The sequence below is a fragment of the Clostridium sp. genome (assembly GCF_036569345.1).
Classification (GTDB): domain Bacteria; phylum Bacillota; class Clostridia; order Clostridiales; family Clostridiaceae; genus Clostridium_AD.
In genome coordinates this window covers 22,444-44,213 of record NZ_DATCQT010000067.1, presented here as the reverse complement: position 1 = coordinate 44,213, position 21,770 = coordinate 22,444, and the positions used below count along the sequence as shown (strand labels likewise).

Genomic DNA, 21,770 nt, shown 5'->3' with positions numbered 1-21,770 from the left:
ATGAATTAAGTTGGGGACGGTTAGTAATTAATGATTACTAACCGTTTTGCATTGGAATTTTTTATTATAGAAAAAGTAAAAATAGCAGGGTTAACTATAGATATTGCTTGTCCAATTTTTTCTCTCAAAAGCAGTTACTTGTTAATGTCTAAAACTTTTTAATTTTTATAATGGATTAATTCTAATAAATTATTACTAAGCATGACATTTTATAAATTCACTAATAATGTTTTCATATTTTTCTTCGGCTCCAATTAATTCAATTCCAATAGTGCTTAACCTAGATACTCTAGCCTGACTAATGTTCCCAAGTGTGCGTGATATATCGCTGGACTTAAAATTGCATAGGCTCCTCATTAGAACAACTGTTAACGCTTTTGCTTGCACAATTTTTCTACTATACTTCATATAAAGGTGAATCTTTGATATTTTCATCCTTGACGCTATAAATTCTATTATATCGTCTGGTTTAAAGTTTCTTACAATCATTTCTCTTTCACTTTTGTATTCTGTTTTTTCATCTTCAAATTCAATTTCTTGTTTGAATTTTTCTTCGTTACACCGAGAAATGAGAATATAGTAGGCTTCCCTTGCACTTTTGATTGTGTTTCCAAAAAGGCTCATAACAAAGATATAATCAATTAAGTTCAAGTAATCACGCCTTTTTCCTATATATATTGCTAAACTAGAAAAGGCATAATCTTCAGGGCAATTTTTATATTCATCTATAGATCTAGGGTTATTGTGTGTATATAGCGTTAAAGTTTTTAAATATCTTTCATTGGCAACAATTAAACTCTTAAATCTGTCTCTAAAAAGGGGACCTAACCTTTTATGTTTTTTATTGAAATACATTGCATAGGAAAAATTTATTCCGTGCATTACCTTTGATATATCTGAACCATTAGCATCAATTATTAAATGTAAATGGTTATCCATTAGACAGTACCCGTAAAGCTTAAAATCATATAGAATCTTATACTTTTTTAATAGAGATAAATACTTATTTTTATCATCAGGGTCCTTGAATAAGTTCACTTCAGTGATGCTTTTGCACATAATGTGATATATAGATTCTTCATTTTTTAATCTAAATGTTCTTGGCATAAAAACTCATCCCTTCTCATTAGCTTTTTTTAGATTATTGCCTATGAGATGGGATGATATTCATCTTATTCATTTTATTGAAAAGATGAGATAGTTGTTAACCGTCCCTGTCCTTTCCTGTCCTTTTAGATTATTTTTCCGAGATACATAAATTTTGATAGAATTTAAGGTATAATGTAAATTAGAAAACAAATTTATACTTTATTAGTACAATTATCATTAAAATGTAATAAAATGGTAAATAATAGAAAATTGTAGTGCGGTTTGATTTGGTAACAATTTTAATTGTTACTTTTAATAGATAATGTTAGGGGGGATGTTTAGATGGAAACTAGGAATAGTGTCATTTTGCTAGCAATAATGCTGTTTTTTTCAACATTGTGTATAAGCAAGGGTCAGGTAGTAGCCAGCGAAAGTATTCCCACGGTGAATTATATACTCGATAATAATAATGAAAGTAACAATTACGGATTAACTGAAAGAAAATATATATTAGAGTACAAGCAAAGAATGATTAAAGAAAATCTTCAAGAGAAAACCAAGATAGATATTTTAGAAAAGGGAATTAGAATTCTTGTAGGTGATGATATAAATAAATTTGGAATGGTTTATTATGATATAAATTCAAAAGAAACCATAGAAATAAATGAGGACAAGCAGTTTGTGGCAGCCAGCACAATCAAAGTACCTATAAACATGCTTTTGTATGATATGGTTCAGGATAAAAAAGTAAATATAAATGAAAAATTAAAATATATGGATGTTGATTTTGAAAATGGAGCAGGAATACTTCAAAAGATGGATTTAAGTAAACCTATTTCCATAAAGACATTAAGTGACTATTCTATAATATATTCGGATAATATAGCAATAAATATGATTTTAAGAAAAATAGATAATGAAAACAAATATAAATATATTGAAAAAATCGTCGGACATCCTATAGTTCATGAAGGAAATAATATTACACCAAATGAGTCTTTTAAAATATTAGAAAGATTATATTTAAATCCTGATAATAATAAATACTATAGTGGTATTATTGAAACCATGAAAAAAACAGAGTACCATGATCGAATAGATAAGTATATTCCACAGGAAATTGTAGCACATAAAATCGGAGACTTTGGCGATTATGTAAATGATACAGCAATTGTATGTAAGGAAAACCCATATATTCTTGTTATATTTACAGAGGGAATTTCAGACGCAAACGAAGTAATTGCACAAGTTTCTAAGCTAATATATGATTCCTCAAAATAAAAGTCAGCATCGGAAGCGGTAATAATTGAAAGCATATATGTCAGAAAAAATTTCTGACATATATGCTTTTTTATATTATATAATGGTAAGAATTCAAATAACGTAAGTATTATAATTCTATTTTATTTTATTAGACCTACCTCCTGTAATAATATTATAAAACCAATAAGCATTTTTTTTCAGTATTGTTGCAACAATAACTGATGAAGTTATTATAATAACTGGTGCAATAAGATACACAAATAAATTCGTAAAGCTTGAAATACCAACAGACTTTAAAATCAATCTTTTTAACATAGATAATATAGGTTCATGGGAAGCAAAAATAAAAAACGTAAATGAACTCAAATAGAGTAATTTATCTTCTATCCACTTATTTTGTATAATTAAATCATAATTAAACCAAATAGTAAATATTCCAATAATTGTAGAAATTTTATTAAGGTAATAATCATTTGGAACACCTTTAAGCTTCAGATATGTCATTAAAACTAAAATAACAATCCATATAAAAGGAAATAATCTACGAATTTTTTTAGATTCTATTTTTAAAATATCCAATTCAAGTCCTTTGATGGCCAAAAATGCTCCGAATATAAAGAATAAAATTCCATCAGTTCTCAAAACTAAAATATCAATATCAAAAAACCAAAATAATAGAAAAGGAGCAATTGAAAAATAAGAAAATCTAGATATATAAAAGTAAATTATAGGTGAGAAAATAACAATCTTTAAAAGTTCACTAATAAACCATAATTGGTATGGAATTAGGTCTATGAATATTGTATTGATGAGCTTTTTAATTGAATAAGATCTTATCAAATTGCTTGTAATAATTTCTTTTGGAAAAATAATTGATTGTATTAAAAAATAAAATAAAACACCCAATATGCTCCAAAATAAAAAAGGTACTAACAATGAAAAAAATCTCTTTTTATATTTAATTAAAAAACTATTTAGTGATGGTTTAAAGTTTAAAAAAAACAAATAACCAGAGATACAAAAAAACAGTGGTACTGCTATTCGTGTAATCCCATTTGTTATGAATTCTTGTACAAAACTATTGAGATCGAATCCTGTTATATTCGGATTGTTTAAAAAACTAGTATTTAGATTGTATGAATGTAAATACACAACCATAATAATTGAAATTAACGATATGATTTTAATTTTCTTACTTAAATATGTGTTAATAATACTACCCCCTGATATAAAGTACTTGAAATCATCAACATAATTCAGCACATTACATAAATATATTATCATTTTCATTGTAACCTTTCAACCTTTTAACAAAAAACGACCGAGACAGTCAATAACTAATCGTCTAATCGTCAAAAAACAGTGGGACGGTTAACAATTAATCGGCATTAATCGTCAAAATATGCGGGACAGTTAATAACTATTCCTTTTATATGTAAAACTTATCTTGAGAAATTTCGTTAAATATTTAATATACGGGTAAAATAATGTATAATGATATTTGAAGGTAATTATTTAGAAGGGTGTGAATTAAGATGACTTATATAAAAAAATACGAAGAATGGTTAAATAATGAGTACTTTGATGAAGAGTCCCGAAAAGAATTAAGTTTAATAGCGAAAGACAGTAAAGAAATTGAAGATAGATTTTATATGGATTTAGAGTTTGGAACGGCAGGTTTAAGAGGTAAATTAGGTGCTGGACTTAACAGAATGAACAAATACATAATATCAAGAGCAACTCAAGGGCTTGCAGATTATATTAAAGAGTATGGCAAAGAATATATGGATAGAGGGGTAGCAATAGCCTATGATTGTAGACATTACTCAGTAGAATTTGCAGCTAGAGCAGCGCAAGTTTTAGCGGCAAATGGAATAAAGGCATATTTATTTGAGCAGCTAGCTCCTACTCCAGAATTATCTTATGCGGTAAGAGCGTTACATACTGCTTCAGGAATTGTCGTAACAGCCAGCCATAATCCTAAAGAATACAATGGATACAAGGTATATTGGGAAGATGGAGCTCAAATTTTATCACCTGTAGCAAAGGGAATAACAGAAAAAATTCAGAGTATTACAGACTTTAGTACTATTAAAGTTATGGATATGGACGAGGCAAAGGAAAAAGGCTTAATTGTAATGCTTGGAAAATCCATGGATGATGAGTACACTGAGAAAGTAAAAGCTCTAGCTATAAGAGACAACATAGATAAAAATATAAAAATTGTATATACTCCACTAAACGGCACAGGAAACTTGCTTGTTAGAAGAGTTCTAAAGGAAAGAGGTTTTACAAATATTATAGTAGTGCCAGAGCAAGAAAAACCTGATCCAGACTTTACGACAGTAGGGTACCCCAACCCAGAGGATGTAAAAGCATTCAAATATGCAGAGGAACTTGGGGAAAAAGAAGGCGCAGAATTATTAATAGCTACAGACCCAGATTGTGATAGGCTTGCAATAATGGTTAGGGATGCAAACGGAAAATATGTTGCTTTTAATGGTAATCAAACTGGGGCTATATTAATAAAATATATAGTTGAAGGAATGAAGGAGAAAGGTACACTTCCAAAGAATGCGGCTATAGTAAAATCCTTAGTAACAGGGGATTTAGGCAGAGCTATAGGAAAAAAATATGGCGTGGAAACATTTGAAGTGTTAACAGGTTTTAAAAATATTTGTGGTAAAATTCATGAGTTTAAGAAAGACAAAAGCTATGAATTCATATTTGGATATGAAGAAAGTATTGGTTATGTTGCTGGAACTTTTGTTCGTGATAAAGATGCAGTAATAGCTTCTATGCTTTTATGTGAAGCAGCAGCTTACTATAAAAAACAAGGAAAAACTCTAATAAATATATTAGATGAAATATACGCAGAGTTTGGATATTATAGAGAAAACCTAATATCCCTAGTTTTAGAAGGAATTGAAGGACAAGAAAGAATTTCTAGAATGATGATAGAATACAGAAAAAATTATCTAAAGACAATAGGTAATGCGAAACTTACCAAATTTATAGATTATGAAATAGAAAAATCTTATGACCTAGTTAATAACGTGGAAGAACCTAGTGGAATAGAAAAATCAAATGTACTTAAGTTCTATTTTGATGATGAGAGCTGGTATGCTGTAAGGCCTTCTGGTACAGAACCAAAAATAAAAATATATATGTACTCTAAGGGAAAAACACTAAAGGCTGCAGAAGAAAAACTAGTAGAAATGAAAGACATAATCATAACTAAACTTCAAACTACGAAATAAATATAAAGGATAAAACAATGTATTAAAGGGATTAATGTAATAGATGGAATGAATTGTGCCACATTACATTAATCCCTTAATACATAATACATTAGGAAAGGATATTTTATTATGTTAGTATTTAACTCAGTATTTATTGTAATAGCATTAATTTTTATTGGTTTAGGTTTTAATTTAAAATATAATAAATATAAAAAAATTAATGATTTAAATTTGAAATTAAAATTACTTTTCAATCCAGTATTAGAAGAGCAATTAAATAAAAATTATAAAAGTGTAGTTGAATTAATCGGAAGAAGTGACATAGTATTAGGAGTAGTATTTATAATGTATGTATTGTTACTTATATTAATCCCAGACAACACAAAAATTAATAATATTGCTTTCATTATAATTACCGCGATTTTAATTATGTATCAGGTTATATTAAAGTGGAAACTTAAGAACATAAAATAAATAATATACATATATTGTTTCACAATTATCTGCAAAAATTTATTGGCTTGTCTTAAGTAGACAGGCCAATTCTTATGCTCAAATCGATAAAAATGCAAATATGTCCAACCTTGTTTTTAATGCATTACACTTGAAATGGGTTAAAGAATAAACATATAAAAAATTAATGCTTAGGATTAGCTGATACTATTGCTATAGCCTTTGTAATAGCAGTAGTAACATCGATTGCCTGCTGTTTGTTGACCTCAGCTAATGCACTTGCATATATTTCGCCTTGCTCAGAAACAGTATATTTCGCAGACAAAGAGTTAAGGGTTAAAGCTGCAATATCTAATTTACACTTTTCGCATTTGCAAATATTATCATAACGTTTTAATATTGTGTCTAACAGGTTATTTACTTCAATTTCAAAATGATTTTTCAAATTGTACATTTTAATCCTCCTAGTAATATATTTAATGATAACATAAGAAAATTATAGCACATGTGTTAATATTTAATATGAAAATCTAAAATGTATTATTACGTGCCTAATGAATTCTATGCGTTTACAATACATATAATTCAAAAAAATGACAGCCATAAGGACTGTCATCAGTTATTATAATAAAAGTTACTTAAAAGAAGAAAAATCCTAGTGAAATAATAATACCTGAGTATAATAAGTCAACTATACAAAATCCCATTACGTCCTTAGCACCAAGTCCAGCACTTAAGAAAGTAAATAGTGGGAAGGTATGTTGATTAGATATATTAACAAAAGCAGTGGACATAACCCCTGCAAGAGAGAGGCCAGTAGCGCTAGAACCTACCATCATACCCATAATACCTGCGTATTAAGCTATAACCTAAAATTATACATGGTATAATATAATGAATAAAGAAAAGAAGGGACGTGTTTTTGTGAGTTTAAGATTTATCTATGGAGGATCTGGAAAAGGAAAAAGTACTTTCTGCTTAGAGGATATAGAGCAAAGGCAAAAGGTCGAGACTGAAAAGCCACTAGTGCTTTTGGTTCCAGAACAATTTTCTTTTCAAGCTGAAAAAAATCTCATACAGGTAGTTGGATCCACAGGAATAAAAAATGTCCAAGTACTTAGTTTTAATAGATTAGCGTACAAAGTATTTAGCGAGGTTGGTGGCATAACAAGGAAACCCATGGATACCTCAGGAAAGGTTATGCTTATTAATAACATAATGCAAAAAAATGGGGATGAATTCACTGTATTTAAAGGAGCAGCTAGGCAGAAAGGTTTTGTAGATAATGTAGCTAGTGCTATCACGGAGTTTAAAAAATATAGGATTTCTGTGGAAACTTTAAATGGAGCAAAAGAAAATTTACGGGAAAATCCATTACTTGTAGATAAAATAACGGATTTATCCCTTATATATAGAGAATTTGATAATATTTTAAATATAAATTATATGGATCCGGATGATGATTTGACCCGTTTAACTTATGCCCTTGATGACTGTAATATCTTTGATGGTGCGGAGTTTTGGCTAGATGAGTTTAATGGATTTACACCACAACAGTATGAAGTGCTGGAAAAATTATTCAAAAAGGCTAAGAGGATAAATATAACTCTTCCATTAAGAAGCTCAGAGCATTCAAAATTTATGGATGATTCTGATGCCTTTTATTCTATAAAGTTTACAGAAGATAAGCTTTTAAGTTTAGCACAGAGTTGTGGGACAAGTATCGATGCTCCTATAGAACTTCAGGGAAATAAAGATTATAAATTTAAAGACAATGGGGAGCTTTCTTTTCTTGAGAAAAATTATTTTGCATTTCCATATTCCAGTTCTACGGATATTTGCAAAAATATAAAGGTATTTAAAGCGCTTAATGGCTACTCCGAAGTCGAACACGTAGCACAAGACATTTTAAAATTATGCAAAGATGAAAATATGAGGTTCAATAAAATAGCTGTAGTAACTAGGGATTTGCCAAGTTACGAAAAACTAATTAAAGCAATATTTACTGAATATAACATTCCATTATATATAGATAAGAAAAAAGATATAACAAGTAATCCTCTAATTGTCCTAATAACATCAACTGTTGAGATTTTCACTAAAAACTTTAGCTATGAATCAATGTTTAGATATCTTAAAACAGGGCTTTTAGATATAGAAAATGAGCATTTAGATATACTAGAAAACTTCATCATAGCAACCGGCATAAAGGGCAAGAAGAAATGGACAGATTCTGATCTATGGCAGGAAAAGATAGAATTTTATTTTAGAGATTACTATAGTAATGACAAAGAAATTAAAGAGAAGGATCAAGAGAAATTCGCAAAGAAAGCGCAAAAAATCGAAGCTACTATCAAAATCTTAAATGAAACAAGAGATGTTATTATAAAACCACTTTTAGAGTTTAAAGAAAAACTAAAAGGTGGAGTCACCACAATAAAAATTTGCACAAGTCTATTTGAATTTCTAGAAACCATAAATGTATATAAAACCCTTGAAGAGTGGATAGTGAATTTTAAAAGGGAAGGTGCACAGGAACTGGTTATAGAATACAGTAAAATATGGAATTTAGTAATGGAACTTTTAGATCAGATGGTGGAGGTCCTAGGCAAGGAAACCCTAAGCTTAGAGGATTTTGTAAAGATATTATCAATGGGATTTAGTAAACATCAAATGGGACTTATTCCATCAGCACTAGATGGAGTAACAATTAGCAGCGTGGAACGTATAAAAAGTCATGAAATAGAAGCGTTATACATTATAGGGGTAAATGATGGTGTGTTTCCAAAGGCAAGCAAGGAAGAGGGAATATTCACAGACAATGATAGGATAATTTTAAAGGAAAGTGGAGTAGAACTGGCAAATGATACAAAAACTGAGGTATTTAATGAGCAGTTTTTAATTTACGCCACCATAACCATTCCAAATAAATATTTAAACATAAGTTATCCTATAGCAGATTACGAAGGCAAAACATTAAGACCTTCTATTATAATATCTAGATTTAGAGCTTTATTTAAAGGGTTAGTAGAAGAAAGCAATATAACACTTTCAAATGAGAGGTTAGAGGACCATGAACTTTACCAGGTATGTGCTAAAATTCCAACATTTAATAATCTAATATTCGCCTTACGAAAATATTTAGAGGATGGATATATATCAGATCTTTGGGTCCAGGTTTTTAAGTGGTATCAAAAGGACCCTGTGTGGAAAGAAAAGAGTAACAATATGTTTGAGGGTTTTGACTATAAAAATGAAGCGAAAATGCTACAAAAGGAAAAAGTGAAATTACTTTATGGTTTAAAAAATTATTTTAGTGTATCCAGAATAGAAAAATATGAAGAATGTCCCTTTGCTTATTTTGTACAATATGGCCTAAAAGCAAAGGAGAGAAAAACTTTTACATTTTCATCACCAGATTTAGGTAGTTTTATGCACAGTGTGCTTGACAATTTTTCGAAACTTGTGGATAAAAGTGAAATAAAATGGGCGAATCTTGATAAATTGTGGTGTGAGGAAAAGATCGCAAGCATTGTAGAAAAGGAAGCCTCAGAAGGTTCTAGTGGGTATATATTAAACAGCACCCCAAGGTACAAGTACTTTACAGAGCGGTTAAAAAGAGTTTTAAAGAAAACTATCTACGTTATAGTTGAGCAAATGAAAAACAGTGGGTTTGAACCTTTTGGATATGAAGTTTCCTTTGGTTTTGAAGAAGGAGATTATCCACCAATACGAGTAGAATTATCCACAGGAGAAACTGTGAATTTAGTTGGAAGAATAGATAGGGTAGATAAGCTAATAAATGAGGGAGAAGAATTTTATCGGATAATAGATTATAAATCAGGCAATAAGGATTTTAAACTATCCGATGTATATTACGGACTTCAAATACAACTATTGACTTATTTAGATGCCATGCTTAGAAACGAAAGCGAAATTTCAGAGGAGCCAATTTTTCCAGCAGGCATTTTATATTTTAAAATAGATGACCCAGTTATAAAGGCTAAAAACAATTTAGATGAAGAAGAACTAGAAAAAGCAATAATGAAAGCTTTGAAAATGAAGGGGCTACTTCTAGCGGATACTAAGATAATAAGAGAGATGGATAGAAATATTGAAGGTGCATCTCTGGTTGTCCCAGCATCTATTAAAAAGGATGGCAGTTTAGGTTCAAGATCATCAGTTGCAACAGCAGAGCAGTTTGAAATGTTACTTAATCATGTAAAAGAAAACTTAATAAAAACCTGTGAGGGAATGTTAAGTGGAGAAATAGACATAAAACCTTATAAGAAAAAAGATACTACGCCTTGTAGTTATTGTGAGTACACATCTATTTGCCAGTTCGATCCTACATTAAAGGAAAACACTTATAAGATAATAAAAGATAAGAGAGACAAGGAAATATGGGAGCTTTTATCATCAGCGGCAAATGAAATAGAAAGTGTTGATATACAAGAGAGCGGGGTGGAGAAAGAGTAATGATAAATAAAGAGGACGAAATTAAACATGATGAGCAAAAGGTTATGTGGACAGGGGATCAACAAAAAGCTATTTTAACTAGGGGGTGCAACCTTCTAGTGGCGGCAGCTGCAGGTTCTGGAAAAACTGCAGTGCTAGTTGAGAGAATAATAAAAATAGTGACAAATGAAGAAAAACCTACAGATATAGACAAGCTTTTAGTAGTTACATTTACAAATGCTGCCGCATCTGAGATGAGAGAGAGAATAGCTGCGGCTATTTCAAAGGAATTACACAGAAATCCACAAAGCAAACTACTACAAAGGCAGCTAACATTATTAAATAAATCCAGCATTACAACTATTCACTCCTTCTGTCTTGAGGTTATTCGCAGTAATTATCACGTAGTAGATTTAGACCCGAATTTTAGAATAGCAGACCAAACAGAAGCAGTACTATTAAAACAAGAAGCATTAGAAGAACTTTTTGAAGATAGATATGTATCACTTAACGGTGAAATAATAAACAAAGATGAAAACAATGGGGTAGATTTATTGTCAGATTCATTGGGGACATTTAATGATTTAAATCTAAAAGAGGAAACTCCTAGACCATTAAACCTAGTTGAAACTTCCAGCTTTATAAACCTAGTCGAGGCTTATAGTAATAATAAAGAGGACCTAGGGTTACAATCCATAGTTTTAGGACTTTACAACTTTTCCATGAGTTCTACAAATCCAACAAGGTGGCTAAGGGAAAAAGCCGAGGATTTTAACATCCAAGATGGATACAGCTTTAGCGATACCCCTTGGGCAAAGGTTTTAATGGCAGACATTAAAATAGAACTTTTGGGAATTGAAAAAGTTATGATAAAGGCATTAAAATTAATAGAAAACAATAATGCTATAACATTATATTATGAAGTTTTTAAGGACGATTTAGCTTCAATTGAAGACTTATTAAGTGCTGCAAACAACTGCTTTGAGAACTTTGCGAGCATTATAGAAGATTTAAGCTTTTTAAAACTCCCTACAATAAGAGCTTGCGAAGATAAGGAAAAGCAAAAGAGAGTGCAAGAAATAAGAAACAAAGTGAAAAAACAATTACAGGAGCTGCAAAAGCAGATAATGACTGCAAACTCAGAATCATCTTTATGGGATATAAAAAAATTATATCCGCTAATGATGGAGTTATCGCAGTTAGTTATAGATTTGCAGGAAAAATACAGAGAAAAGAAAAAAGAAAGATCAATTATAGATTTCAACGACTTTGAGCACTACTGCCTTGACATACTTATGAAAAAAGATGATGAGGGAGTAGTAGTTATGGGTGATGACGGAAAACCAGAACCTTCCGCTGTAGCACTGTTACTAAGAGATAAATACGAAGAAATTTTGATAGATGAATATCAAGATAGCAACATGGTACAGGAAACTCTTCTAAATATAATCTCAAGAGAAAAAATAGGGACTCCAAATGTATTCATGGTAGGAGATGTAAAACAAAGTATATATAGATTTAGGCAAGCTAGGCCAGAGCTCTTCTTAGAAAAATATAATAGATATGGTAAGGAAGAAGGAGAGAAAACTAGAAAAATAACTCTATATAAAAACTTCAGAAGTCGAGGGACAGTTATAAATGCTGTGAACTATATCTTCAAACAAATAATGTGCAAAAACATTGGAGATCTTGATTATACAGATGAAGAAGCATTAAATTTAGGAGCTCACTTTGAAGACCTAATCGGCCCGGGAAAAGTTGGTGGGCCAGTGGAACTACATCTTATTGAAAAAGAAATTAAAGACGCCTTTGATGAAGATGCAGGGAATGAGGTCGAAGGCAAAACAAGCGATGTTGAGGATTCACAAGATGAACAAGGGGAACAAGGCGCGGGACAGGGCAAAACAAATGATGATGAAACCCCTACAAATATCGAGTTAGAAGCTAGAATTGTGGCAAAACGAATAAAGGAATTAATGTCACCCAGTGGGGACGAGGATTTTAAAGTCTACGATAAAAACATTAAAGAATATAGAAATGTTCAATATAAAGATATTGTAATATTACTTAGGGCAACCTCAAACTGGGCACCCTCATTTTTGGAGCAATTAAAACTTGAAAATATACCGGTTTATGCAGATACAGGCACAGGTTATTTTAGCACCATAGAAATACAAATAATTATGAGTTTGCTCCAAATTATAGATAACCCAAGGCAAGATATACCAATGCTATCAGTTCTGCGTTCTCCAATAGGGGGATTCACTTCCGAAGAATTAGTAGACATAAGAATAGGCCAAAGGGAAGTTAGTTTTTATGAGGCAATGGTAAATAAGTCAGAACACAGGAAACCTGAATCTGAGGAAGCGTTGCCAGAGGAAGCGAAACCAGACAAATCAGAATCGCAACCAGGAAAATTAGAATTAGAATCTACACAATCAGAGAAATTAGAATCAAATGAATTAAAATCTGAAGAGTCAGAAAAGATCAGTAAGTTCCTAGAAAAACTGAGCCACTTCAGAGAAATTTGTGCTTATATGCCCATTGATGAATTTATCTGGTACTTATACACAGATACAGGTTATTACGGATATGTAGGAGCCATGCCAGGAGGGCCACAAAGACAAGCTAATTTAAAAGTTCTTTTCCAAAGGGCAAGGCAATATGAAGAAACTAGTTATAAGGGATTGTTTAACTTTATAAACTTCATAAACAAACTTAAAGTAAGCAGTGGAGACATGGGTAGTGCTAAAACCTTAGGAGAAAATGAAGATGTAGTTAGGATAATGAGTATTCATAAAAGTAAAGGACTAGAATTTCCTGTAGTATTTCTAAGCGGTATGGGAAAAAACTTTAACCTAATGGATATAAATAAGAGCATATTATTTCATCATGACTTAGGATTTGGACCAGATTTTGTGGACCCAATAAGAAGAATTTCCTATCCTACAGTACTAAAACAAGCATTAAAAAAGACAATAAAAATAGAAAGTCTTGCAGAAGAAATGAGGGTGTTATACGTAGCCCTTACAAGAGCCAAGGAAAAGTTAATAATAACTGGGTCAATGAGAAATATAGAGAAAAATTTAGCTAGAATGAGCTCTAGTTTAGATGAAAATAGTGAAAAGCTAGGTGAATATGAAATACTAAAAGGCAAAAGCTATTTAGATTGGATAGTTCCAGCAGTAATAAGGCATTTAGACGGAAAGCCATTACGAGAGTTATTAGAAATAGAAGATAGTAGTGTTAATTTATTAGATCATCCAGCAAGCTTTGAGATAAGATTTTGGAATAGAGATGAGGTAAAGAAAAACGAGTTAATCGCTGAAGATGTTCTTATTAGTACAAAGGAAAAGCTAATGAGGCTTTCGGAAAAAGCCTCAGATGATAAGTTCGCCTTAGAAATAGAAAGAAGATTAGGATTTAATTATAAATACGAAATGTCCACAAAAATTCCTACAGTACTTACAGTAACCGAGCTTAAGAGAAAGTTCAATGTAGAAATAGATGAGGGAAGTTCGAACAGTCTGTATGTGCCAAGACTTGTAAATAAACCAAAATTTTTAGAAGAGATAAAAGGTCTAACAGCAGCAGAAAAAGGAACCGCTATGCATTCAGTATTGCAAAGATTAGATTTAACTAAAGTATCAAGCAAAAGTGAAATAGAATCACAAATTGAAATGTTAGTTCAAAAACAGCTAATATCAAAAGAAGAAGGCAAAGTAGTTAGAGTAGATAAACTAATAAAGTTTTTTAAAACAAATCTTGGGCTCCGAATGATAAAAGCTTTTGGACTAAAAGCATTAAAAAGAGAAATGCCCTTCCATATGGAAATTAGCAGTACAGATATAGATAAAACTCTTCCCATTGAAATATATGGAGATGAAAAGATAATACTTCAAGGAATAATAGATTGCTATTTTGAGGAAGATGGACAGATAATTCTAGTAGATTATAAAACAGACTTTGTTAAAAATGGGGATGTAGGTCCCTTAGTAGAGAAATACAAAGCTCAGCTGGATTACTATGCAAGGGCTCTTAAGGGTGCATTAAAAAAGGAAGTTAAAGAAAGATACCTATACTTATTTAGCGTTGATGAAGCTATAGAAATCAAATAAAAGGGTAGGGACACTTAATAAATATAGACGAGCATTTAACCACTTAGTTGTTAACCGTCCCCAACTTAAATAAGAAAGGAGTGGCAAAATGAGAATACTTCACACCTCAGATTGGCATCTAGGAAAAACCCTAGAGCAATACAGTAGGCTAGAGGAACAGGAAGAATTTCTAGAGGAATTTACTCAAATAGTTAAAGATAATAATATAGATTTGGTCCTTATAGCTGGTGATATCTATGACAATGGTAATCCACCAGCTAAAGCAGAAAAAATGTTTTATAGTACACTTAAGGATATTACAAGCGGAGGAAAAACAGCAGTTCTAGTGGTTGCAGGTAACCACGATAACCCAGAGCGATTAGTTGCTGCAAGTCCTCTTGCATATGAACATGGAGTTATACTTTTAGGCGAACCAAAAAGTATAGCAAGGCAAGGTGTATTTGGAGGATTTAATTCTGATGATGGATATGATTTTGAGATAGTGGAAAGCGGAGAAGGTTATTTAGAGATTGATATAAGAGGAGAAAGAGCAGTTATTATAACCCTGCCTTATCCAAGTGAAAAAAGGTTAAATGAAGTTCTATCAATAGGTATTAGTGATGAGGAAAGGCAGAAAAGCTATTCAGCAAGAATAGGTGAGTTATTTGAAAAATTATCAACTAAATATAGAGAAGACACCATAAACCTAGTAGTATCACATCTCTATGCTATGGGGGGGGAGGAGAGTGGCTCAGAGAGAAGCATACAACTTGGTGGAAGTCTTTCAGTTTCCCCAAGAGAATTTCCAAAAGCTATGCAATATTGTGCTTTAGGTCACCTTCATAGACCACAAAAGGTACCAGGAACCAAAGGGAAGATAAGATATAGTGGTTCTCCAATACAGTATAGTAAAAGTGAAATAAGCTATAGCAAGGGAGCATATATTGTGGATGTTGAGGCTAACAAAGATGCTGATATTTCGCAAATAATGTTTAGAAACTACAAACCTATAGAAGTATGGAAATGTGAAAATACTGAGGAAGCACTAGAAAAATGTAGGTTAGAGAGTGAAAAGAATATTTGGGTATACCTTGAAATAAAGACAAAGGAAATAATAAGCACGGAGAACATAAAGGAAATGAAAAGACTAAGGGCAGACATAGTTTCTATCCAGCCAATAATAGATGAGCAGGGTAGCGAAGAGGAATTAAAGGAAAGTCTAAGAGAAAAATCCATGGAGGAAATGTTTAAAGAATATTATCTACGTGCAAAGGGAGGCATAGAGCCTTCCAAAGAAATTATGGAATTATTTTTAAGTATAGCATTAGATGAAGAGGAGGGACCGAAAAATGAAGCCAGTAAATCTTAAAATAAAGGGATTGAACTCTTTTGTAGAGCAGCAAACTATTGAATTTTCAAAGCTTACAGAAAAAGGACTTTTCGGTATTTTCGGTCCAACAGCTAGTGGTAAATCAACAATCTTAGATGGGATAACCATAGCCCTCTATGGGAAAGTATCAAGAGACACCAAGGAGTTTGTAAATACAGAAACAAATGTGGTAGAAATAAGTTTTGATTTTGAGATTGGTCTTGGAAAAAGTCGAAAGACATATAGAGCAGAAAGAAGTATAAAGAGATTAAAAACAGGAAACTTCAAAACTGCATATGCAAGGCTTATAGAAATAAATAAAGAAAATCCTGATGAAAACAATGTTATAGCAGAAGGACCTAAAGACGTGGAAGAGAACATCATAAGTATAATAGGACTAAAAGTTGAGGATTTTACAAGGTCAGTGGTGTTGCCACAAGGTAAATTCAATGAATTTCTAAAACTAACAGGAAAAGAAAGAAGAAATATGCTTGAGAGGATATTTGCTTTAGAAAAATACGGAACCAAATTATATGAAAAAATAAGAACTGTTAGAAATGAAAACATTAAAACCCTAAATGAACTTGAGGGAGAAATGAAGGGTTACGAGAATGTCGGACAAGAATTCCATAAAGGAATAAAAGAAAAACTAGATGGTTTAAAGGAAGAGGAAAAAGAACTTAAAACTCAGAAAAAATCCTTAGATAAAGAATATGAAAAGCAAAAAGCTATGTGGGAACTGCAACAAGAAAAAAACAAGTATATAGAAAAACAGAATTTGTTAAATAAGCAAGCTGAAGAAATCAAAAACAAAAAAGAAAAATTCACCAAAGGAACTCTAGCACTAAATGTAAAACCTTTTATTGATAATGTAGATGGAACGAAAAAAAGCTTAGACCTAAACCAAGTTGAACTTGTTAAGTTAAACAGTGATTTTTTATTTATATCTAAAAAGTCAAATATCACAAAAATCTTATATGATAAAGCTTGGAGCTTTAAAAACAATGAACTGCCGATTTTAATTGAGAAAGAAGTAAGCCTTAAGCAAGCTACATATATTGAAGAGAAAATAAGTTATTTAGCTAATGAAAAAGATATTCTTTTAAAAAAGCATATGGAACTTTCGACTTCTATAAAGAAAGAAAATATAAATTACGCTAATATTAATGCTAATAAGACAAATAAAGAAAATCAGTTGTTAATAATTGAAAAAAAGCTAAGTGAAATAGAAATTTTGCCAGAATATAGAGAAAATCTTTATAACACTTATAATAGTGAACTAGAAGTTTTGGCCGTTGCAAAAAATGTAGAAGAGCTTAAAAATAAAGGTGAGGCCTTAAAGAAAGCTTCTCTTGGTACAGAACTAAAACATAAAGAGGCCATTATACTTAAAGAAAATGAAGGAAATAAATTAGCAATTTTAGAGAGAAAAAGTGTGGAAATAGCGAATAATTTCCCGGGAGATAATAATTTGTTGTTAGAGAAACAAGAAGCATATAGCATACTTCGTGATTGCTTAGAAAAAGCTGTAGAAAACCATAAAATAAAGGATGAACTTAAGGAAAAATATAAGAATATCAGCAGTGAAAAAACGAAAATTAGCTTAAATATAAAAAACAACCTAGTGACTATAGAAAGTGTAAAAGCTCAGGTTAAAATTTTAGAAGGTGAAATAAGGTCAATAGAGCGGGAGGGCCTAGCTGCAATTTTAGCTTCTAATTTGCAAGAAGGAAACCTATGTCCAGTATGTGGGTCGGAGCATCATCCAAAAATAGCAGAGACAATAGAAGATACTGTTTTAGAAGAGAAGAAAAGCCTAAAGCAAAATGCTGAATTAAACTTAGAAAATTCATCTAAAGAACTTCAAAAGGATCAAATAAAGTTTGCAGAGTTTTTAAGAGATGAGGAATATATAAATAATCAATTACTTTTAGTATCTGCTAAGCTTAAGGATGTAAATATTGAAGAGATGTTGAAGGAAAAGAACACATCCGAAAAATCATTAATTGAGTTTAAGAAAAAACTCAATATTTACAATAAAGAAAAAACAGAGTTAGACTCCATGTTCCTTAAAATTCGTGATGGAAAAAGCAAAATAGACATGGAGGAAGTTAAACTTGGAGAAGGGTTAAGGAAGGAAAATGAAGCGTTAGGTCAAATAAATTCCGAGCTAACGGCTACATTAAGTCAGTTAAAGATGTTACAAGAAAAATACAAACTTTTAAATCAACAGTTAATCAGTGGAGAGAATTTGAGAATGCAAGAGGCCTTATGTAGGCAAGAGAACTTGCTTCAGCAAGAGGACTTGCTTCAGAAAGAGGACTCCCCTCAGAAAGAGGGCATTAATAAGCAAAACCAAAATGGTAATATAAATACATTGTCGATAAAAGAAAAAATACAACGAGTTAAAGCAATAGATAATGAGGTAATAAAACTAACCGCCACCATGAAAAAACTTCGAGTAGAACTCGTAATTTTGGAAGAGGAAAAAGTCGAGGTGGATAAGTCTTTAAGGGATCTTGGAAGTTTAAAAACAGAAATAGAAACCAGTGGTAAGGAGAAAAAGTCGGAAATAGATCGTTTGACTAAACAAATAGTTGAACTCTGTGGATTCACACCTTCAATTGCAACTGATTTTTTAGAGGCGATTACTCCAAAAACTGAAATAGAAAAGGTAAGAAATAAAATAAAAGATATCACTTTAAAAGAAGCCAGTTTAAAAGACATTTTAGAAAGAGAAAATTCAGAAAAGCAAAATGTACTTACTCGTAAGACCAGTGAAGAAAACAAAAATGAGATGCTTTTAAAGATGCTTACAGGCGGACAAGAAAGATTAAATGTATCTCTTAAAGAAAATCTATTTGAAACTAGCACAATAGCTTGCCTTTATTTAATTCCAAGACAAACATTGATATTACTTGAAAAAGAAATAAAACAATACGAACAAGCGCTAAGTAGCATCCTAGATAATTTGCAAAGACTAGAAAAAATGCTCCAGGGAAAAGACATAGATGTGACCCTATTTGAAGAATTAAAAGAAAAAAGAGAAATAGTTGGAACATTTTTAGAGGAAAAAACCAAAGAAATAGGCGCTCAATTTAGAGCACTTGAGGAAATGGAAAGAAAAATTGGAGAAGTTAAGGCCCTTTTAATAAAAAGGGGTGAAGTAGAGCATAAGCTTGGTCTTCTAAGAGAACTTGACACTTTAATTCAAGGAAATAAATTTGTAGAATATGTAGCTATGAAGCAACTTAAATATATATCAATGGAAGCGTCTGAGCGGCTAAAAGACATAACAAGAGGACGGTATGCATTGGAGCTTGACGCTGATGGAGCCTTTGTAATGAGGGATGACTTCAATGGAGGAACAAGGCGTGAAACCAATACATTGTCCGGTGGAGAAACTTTTTTAACGTCATTATGTCTTGCACTTGCACTTTCCTCGCAGATTCAATTAAAGGGTAGTGCTCCACTAGAATTCTTCTTCCTAGATGAGGGGTTTGGAACATTAGATACAGATTTATTAGACACAGTAATGAATTCACTTGAAAAACTTCATTCAAGTACATTGTCTGTGGGGATAATAAGTCACGTGGAGGAACTTCGTAGTAGAGTTCCAATAAAATTGATAGTATCTCCGGCAGAGCAGGGACAGGGAGGCAGCAAGGTAAAACTAGAATATACGTAAGCAGAGAGTATCGCAATTCTCCGGCGTGCCTTGCAATTAGAGCTTGAGACTGGAAATTGCATTAAGAAATTCTAATCATTTGCGAATACGCTTCTAATTGCAAATCACTATGGAGAATTGCGATACTGTTATGTTTAGTTACCCTGCGTGTGTAACAGATGGGGATGCTAAAGGGAAAAATAGAGTTTCAATGGTTGGCAGGCGTGCTTTGGCAGGCGAACGCTAAATACGTGGCTAAATAAAAAAACATAAAAGTAATAATAATTAGATAAAATTTGTAGACTACCGGCTTAAGGAATTGGTATGAGTATAGAAAAAGCAGAAGGTTTAAAACACAACCGTCTGCTTATCTTTAGTATACGCACCTACCCTACTTCTTTCTTCCTTTTAGAGAATAGTTTTTCTATATAAAATGTTATTATAGAAAATAAAGATATAACTCCAAGGTTTGAAGTTATTACTCCTAAAACACTTGGATTATTTAATCCAATACCCTTTGATTTCCCATTTTCTTGAGGTGAGCCACTGGATCCTTCCATTGGTTTTCTCTTTTCTTGTGTTGAACCATCGGCTCCTTCAATTGATTTAAAACTTCCCTTTTTCATCTCGTTTTCACCACTACTAGGTGAGGTAAAACTACTAAATACTGGAGTTATTGAAATTTTGGATACAAAGTTTACTGAATAAGCACTATAAATGCCAAAGGTTAATACTAAAATCATCAAAATTTTAGAGATATAATAATATATTTTCTTTTTATCAGTTATTTTAAATATTTTTCTGAAAGTAATCATTACCCAATTCCAGTGAAGACCTACATGGATTCCTATTAACAAAAGACAAAAATAGGATAAAGATATGTGTAAAATCTGTAGAGACTTACCAACACTTAGTGTGAAACCAGGAAATAGCTTTTTAGAAATAAGTACTCCACTAATAATTATAATTATAACGTTAATTAACAAAAGTATGTTTAGAAAATAACCAATTCTAGTTTTTAGCGGTAATTTGCTTTTAAATATTTTTAAAGTTACACCTTTTATCCATTTCCAATTTAATCCGCAATGAAGTAAAATTACTGCACCAATAGCTAATCCTACTACTTCGTGAAATAGCATCCCCAACACCAGGTAATTGTATAATAATACAAAAATAACTACCATAAGGGTGTCTATTACAATTTTTAAATGATTAATTTTTTTTATTTTCATAACTAAATCCTCCTTGCTGCAAATATAGTGTTAATACTATCCATAATAAACATTGTGTTGTTTTTAACTTATATTAATAAACAACTATATTATATTGAAGATTAATATTTTTTTAAGGTCTTCTATGTTTTTATATTAACATGCAATTATAGAAAAAATATCAAATGTTTATGTGAACTCTATGTGATTCATACTAGCAGAATCCTTAGTATTATTTTTGATTCTATTAAAAGAACACCATTGATTTTGACCTTGTATTTATTATATAATTAAACTAATAGAATTTAGATGGAGGCAGAAAATGGAAATATTTTTGTATTATATTTTGGCTATTAACTTATACGGTATTTTTGCTATGTATTCAGATAAGAAGAAATCACGAAAGGGTGGATGGAGAACTCCAGAGAGAACCCTTTTCACTATAGCTTTTGCTTTTGGAGCTTTGGGTATATTTATAGGTATGCGTTTATTTAGGCATAAAACTCAACATAATAAATTTGTAATAGGAATACCAGTGATAATGTTAGTGGAAATATTTATATTTTTCACATACATTTATAAACTACTATAAATTGATAATTTTACCTTGAAATTTTAGGTTTTTCAGGGTATAATAAAGGCGGGATTGAGGTAATAAATTGTTAACTTTTTCTAAGTTAATAATGTTATGAATACTTTAAAGTTATTTCATGCCTGTGTATAACTATTCTGTTAAATCTAATAAATTTACATAAACAATGTATTTATTGGTATTTTATGGTTTATTAAGTGACTAAATATAAAAAGTTATCCTCTTTTAGTGGATAACTTTCTTTAAATTGTGGATAAATTTTTAATTATCTGAAAATAGATTAAACAAATTAATATGACATTTCAATAGTTTTGTCGCTTTTTGCGCAA

At 31.2% G+C, this 21,770-nt stretch carries 14 protein-coding genes; 9 read left to right on the top strand and 5 right to left on the bottom strand.

Going from position 1 to position 21,770, the window contains the following annotated elements; genetic code table 11:
• The first annotated feature begins 30 nt into the window (after window positions 1-30).
• Window positions 31-162 carry a hypothetical protein gene (locus tag VIM70_RS06855; RefSeq protein WP_331944998.1) on the top strand — a complete coding sequence of 44 codons (132 nt, stop codon included), beginning with the start codon at window positions 31-33 and terminating at the stop codon, window positions 160-162.
• Window positions 163-195: 33 nt separating this feature from the next.
• Here the strand turns inward: VIM70_RS06855 and VIM70_RS06850 are convergent, their stop codons facing one another.
• Entirely contained in the window at window positions 196-1,107 is a 912-nt protein-coding gene (locus VIM70_RS06850) for a transposase (protein WP_331944997.1), read from the bottom strand.
• Between the two features lie 324 nt (window positions 1,108-1,431).
• On the opposite strand from VIM70_RS06850, the gene VIM70_RS06845 reads away from it, so the two are divergent.
• Entirely contained in the window at window positions 1,432-2,370 is a 939-nt protein-coding gene (locus VIM70_RS06845) for a serine hydrolase (RefSeq protein ID WP_331944996.1), read from the top strand.
• A gap of 117 nt (window positions 2,371-2,487) precedes the next feature.
• Here the strand turns inward: VIM70_RS06845 and VIM70_RS06840 are convergent, their stop codons facing one another.
• The gene (locus VIM70_RS06840) at window positions 2,488-3,642 is read right to left on the bottom strand and encodes an acyltransferase (RefSeq protein ID WP_331944995.1); all 1,155 of its coding nucleotides are present in this window, start codon (window positions 3,640-3,642) and stop codon (window positions 2,488-2,490) included.
• Between the two features lie 245 nt (window positions 3,643-3,887).
• Here VIM70_RS06840 and VIM70_RS06835 point away from each other — a divergent pair, with 245 nt between their 5' ends.
• Together VIM70_RS06835 and VIM70_RS06830 are read left to right on the top strand one after the other, a co-directional pair.
• Complete coding sequence (locus VIM70_RS06835) at window positions 3,888-5,612, top strand: phospho-sugar mutase (RefSeq protein WP_331944994.1); 1,725 nt, start codon at window positions 3,888-3,890, stop codon at window positions 5,610-5,612.
• 111 nt (window positions 5,613-5,723) lie between these two features.
• On the top strand, window positions 5,724-6,068 hold the full coding sequence (locus VIM70_RS06830) for a hypothetical protein (protein WP_331944993.1): 345 nt from the start codon (window positions 5,724-5,726) through the stop codon (window positions 6,066-6,068).
• 163 nt (window positions 6,069-6,231) lie between these two features.
• Here the strand turns inward: VIM70_RS06830 and VIM70_RS06825 are convergent, their stop codons facing one another.
• Entirely contained in the window at window positions 6,232-6,501 is a 270-nt protein-coding gene (locus VIM70_RS06825) for a late competence development ComFB family protein (protein ID WP_331944992.1), read from the bottom strand.
• A gap of 184 nt (window positions 6,502-6,685) precedes the next feature.
• Window positions 6,686-6,892 (bottom strand): TIGR00366 family protein, encoded by a 207-nt coding sequence (locus VIM70_RS06820; protein WP_333783842.1) that lies wholly within the window; start codon window positions 6,890-6,892, stop codon window positions 6,686-6,688.
• Window positions 6,893-6,971: 79 nt separating this feature from the next.
• Between VIM70_RS06820 and addB the strand changes: the two genes are divergently transcribed.
• From addB to VIM70_RS06800, 4 genes are all read left to right on the top strand, one after another.
• Entirely contained in the window at window positions 6,972-10,526 is a 3,555-nt protein-coding gene (gene addB / locus VIM70_RS06815; RefSeq protein ID WP_331944991.1) for a helicase-exonuclease AddAB subunit AddB, read from the top strand.
• Window positions 10,526-14,623: a helicase-exonuclease AddAB subunit AddA gene (gene addA, locus VIM70_RS06810; RefSeq protein ID WP_331944990.1), complete on the top strand. Its 4,098-nt coding sequence runs from the start codon at window positions 10,526-10,528 to the stop codon at window positions 14,621-14,623. The genes addB and addA overlap by 1 nt, the downstream gene beginning before the upstream one ends.
• Before the next feature lie 88 nt (window positions 14,624-14,711).
• Window positions 14,712-15,971, top strand: coding sequence for an exonuclease SbcCD subunit D (locus tag VIM70_RS06805; RefSeq protein WP_331944989.1), 1,260 nt, complete (start codon window positions 14,712-14,714; stop codon window positions 15,969-15,971).
• Window positions 15,952-19,659 carry an AAA family ATPase gene (locus tag VIM70_RS06800; protein WP_331944988.1) on the top strand — a complete coding sequence of 1,236 codons (3,708 nt, stop codon included), beginning with the start codon at window positions 15,952-15,954 and terminating at the stop codon, window positions 19,657-19,659. The genes VIM70_RS06805 and VIM70_RS06800 overlap by 20 nt, the downstream gene beginning before the upstream one ends.
• Before the next feature lie 365 nt (window positions 19,660-20,024).
• Here VIM70_RS06800 and VIM70_RS06795 read toward each other — a convergent pair whose 3' ends face one another.
• On the bottom strand, window positions 20,025-20,870 hold the full coding sequence (locus tag VIM70_RS06795) for a DUF4405 domain-containing protein (protein WP_331944987.1): 846 nt from the start codon (window positions 20,868-20,870) through the stop codon (window positions 20,025-20,027).
• A 301-nt stretch (window positions 20,871-21,171) separates the two neighbouring features.
• On the opposite strand from VIM70_RS06795, the gene VIM70_RS06790 reads away from it, so the two are divergent.
• Window positions 21,172-21,441: a DUF1294 domain-containing protein gene (locus VIM70_RS06790; protein WP_331944986.1), complete on the top strand. Its 270-nt coding sequence runs from the start codon at window positions 21,172-21,174 to the stop codon at window positions 21,439-21,441.
• Window positions 21,442-21,770 lie beyond the last annotated feature (329 nt).

Coding starts and splice junctions, on each gene's coding strand:
- VIM70_RS06855 (WP_331944998.1), top strand. CDS start 31: ATGATTACTAACCGTTTTGCATTGGAATTTTTTATTATAGAAAAAGTA.
- VIM70_RS06850 (WP_331944997.1), bottom strand. CDS start 1,107: ATGCCAAGAACATTTAGATTAAAAAATGAAGAATCTATATATCACATT.
- VIM70_RS06845 (WP_331944996.1), top strand. CDS start 1,432: ATGGAAACTAGGAATAGTGTCATTTTGCTAGCAATAATGCTGTTTTTT.
- VIM70_RS06840 (WP_331944995.1), bottom strand. CDS start 3,642: ATGAAAATGATAATATATTTATGTAATGTGCTGAATTATGTTGATGAT.
- VIM70_RS06835 (WP_331944994.1), top strand. CDS start 3,888: ATGACTTATATAAAAAAATACGAAGAATGGTTAAATAATGAGTACTTT.
- VIM70_RS06830 (WP_331944993.1), top strand. CDS start 5,724: ATGTTAGTATTTAACTCAGTATTTATTGTAATAGCATTAATTTTTATT.
- VIM70_RS06825 (WP_331944992.1), bottom strand. CDS start 6,501: ATGTACAATTTGAAAAATCATTTTGAAATTGAAGTAAATAACCTGTTA.
- VIM70_RS06820 (WP_333783842.1), bottom strand. CDS start 6,892: ATGGGTATGATGGTAGGTTCTAGCGCTACTGGCCTCTCTCTTGCAGGG.
- addA (WP_331944990.1), top strand. CDS start 10,526: ATGATAAATAAAGAGGACGAAATTAAACATGATGAGCAAAAGGTTATG.
- VIM70_RS06805 (WP_331944989.1), top strand. CDS start 14,712: ATGAGAATACTTCACACCTCAGATTGGCATCTAGGAAAAACCCTAGAG.
- VIM70_RS06800 (WP_331944988.1), top strand. CDS start 15,952: ATGAAGCCAGTAAATCTTAAAATAAAGGGATTGAACTCTTTTGTAGAG.
- VIM70_RS06795 (WP_331944987.1), bottom strand. CDS start 20,870: ATGAAAATAAAAAAAATTAATCATTTAAAAATTGTAATAGACACCCTT.
- VIM70_RS06790 (WP_331944986.1), top strand. CDS start 21,172: ATGGAAATATTTTTGTATTATATTTTGGCTATTAACTTATACGGTATT.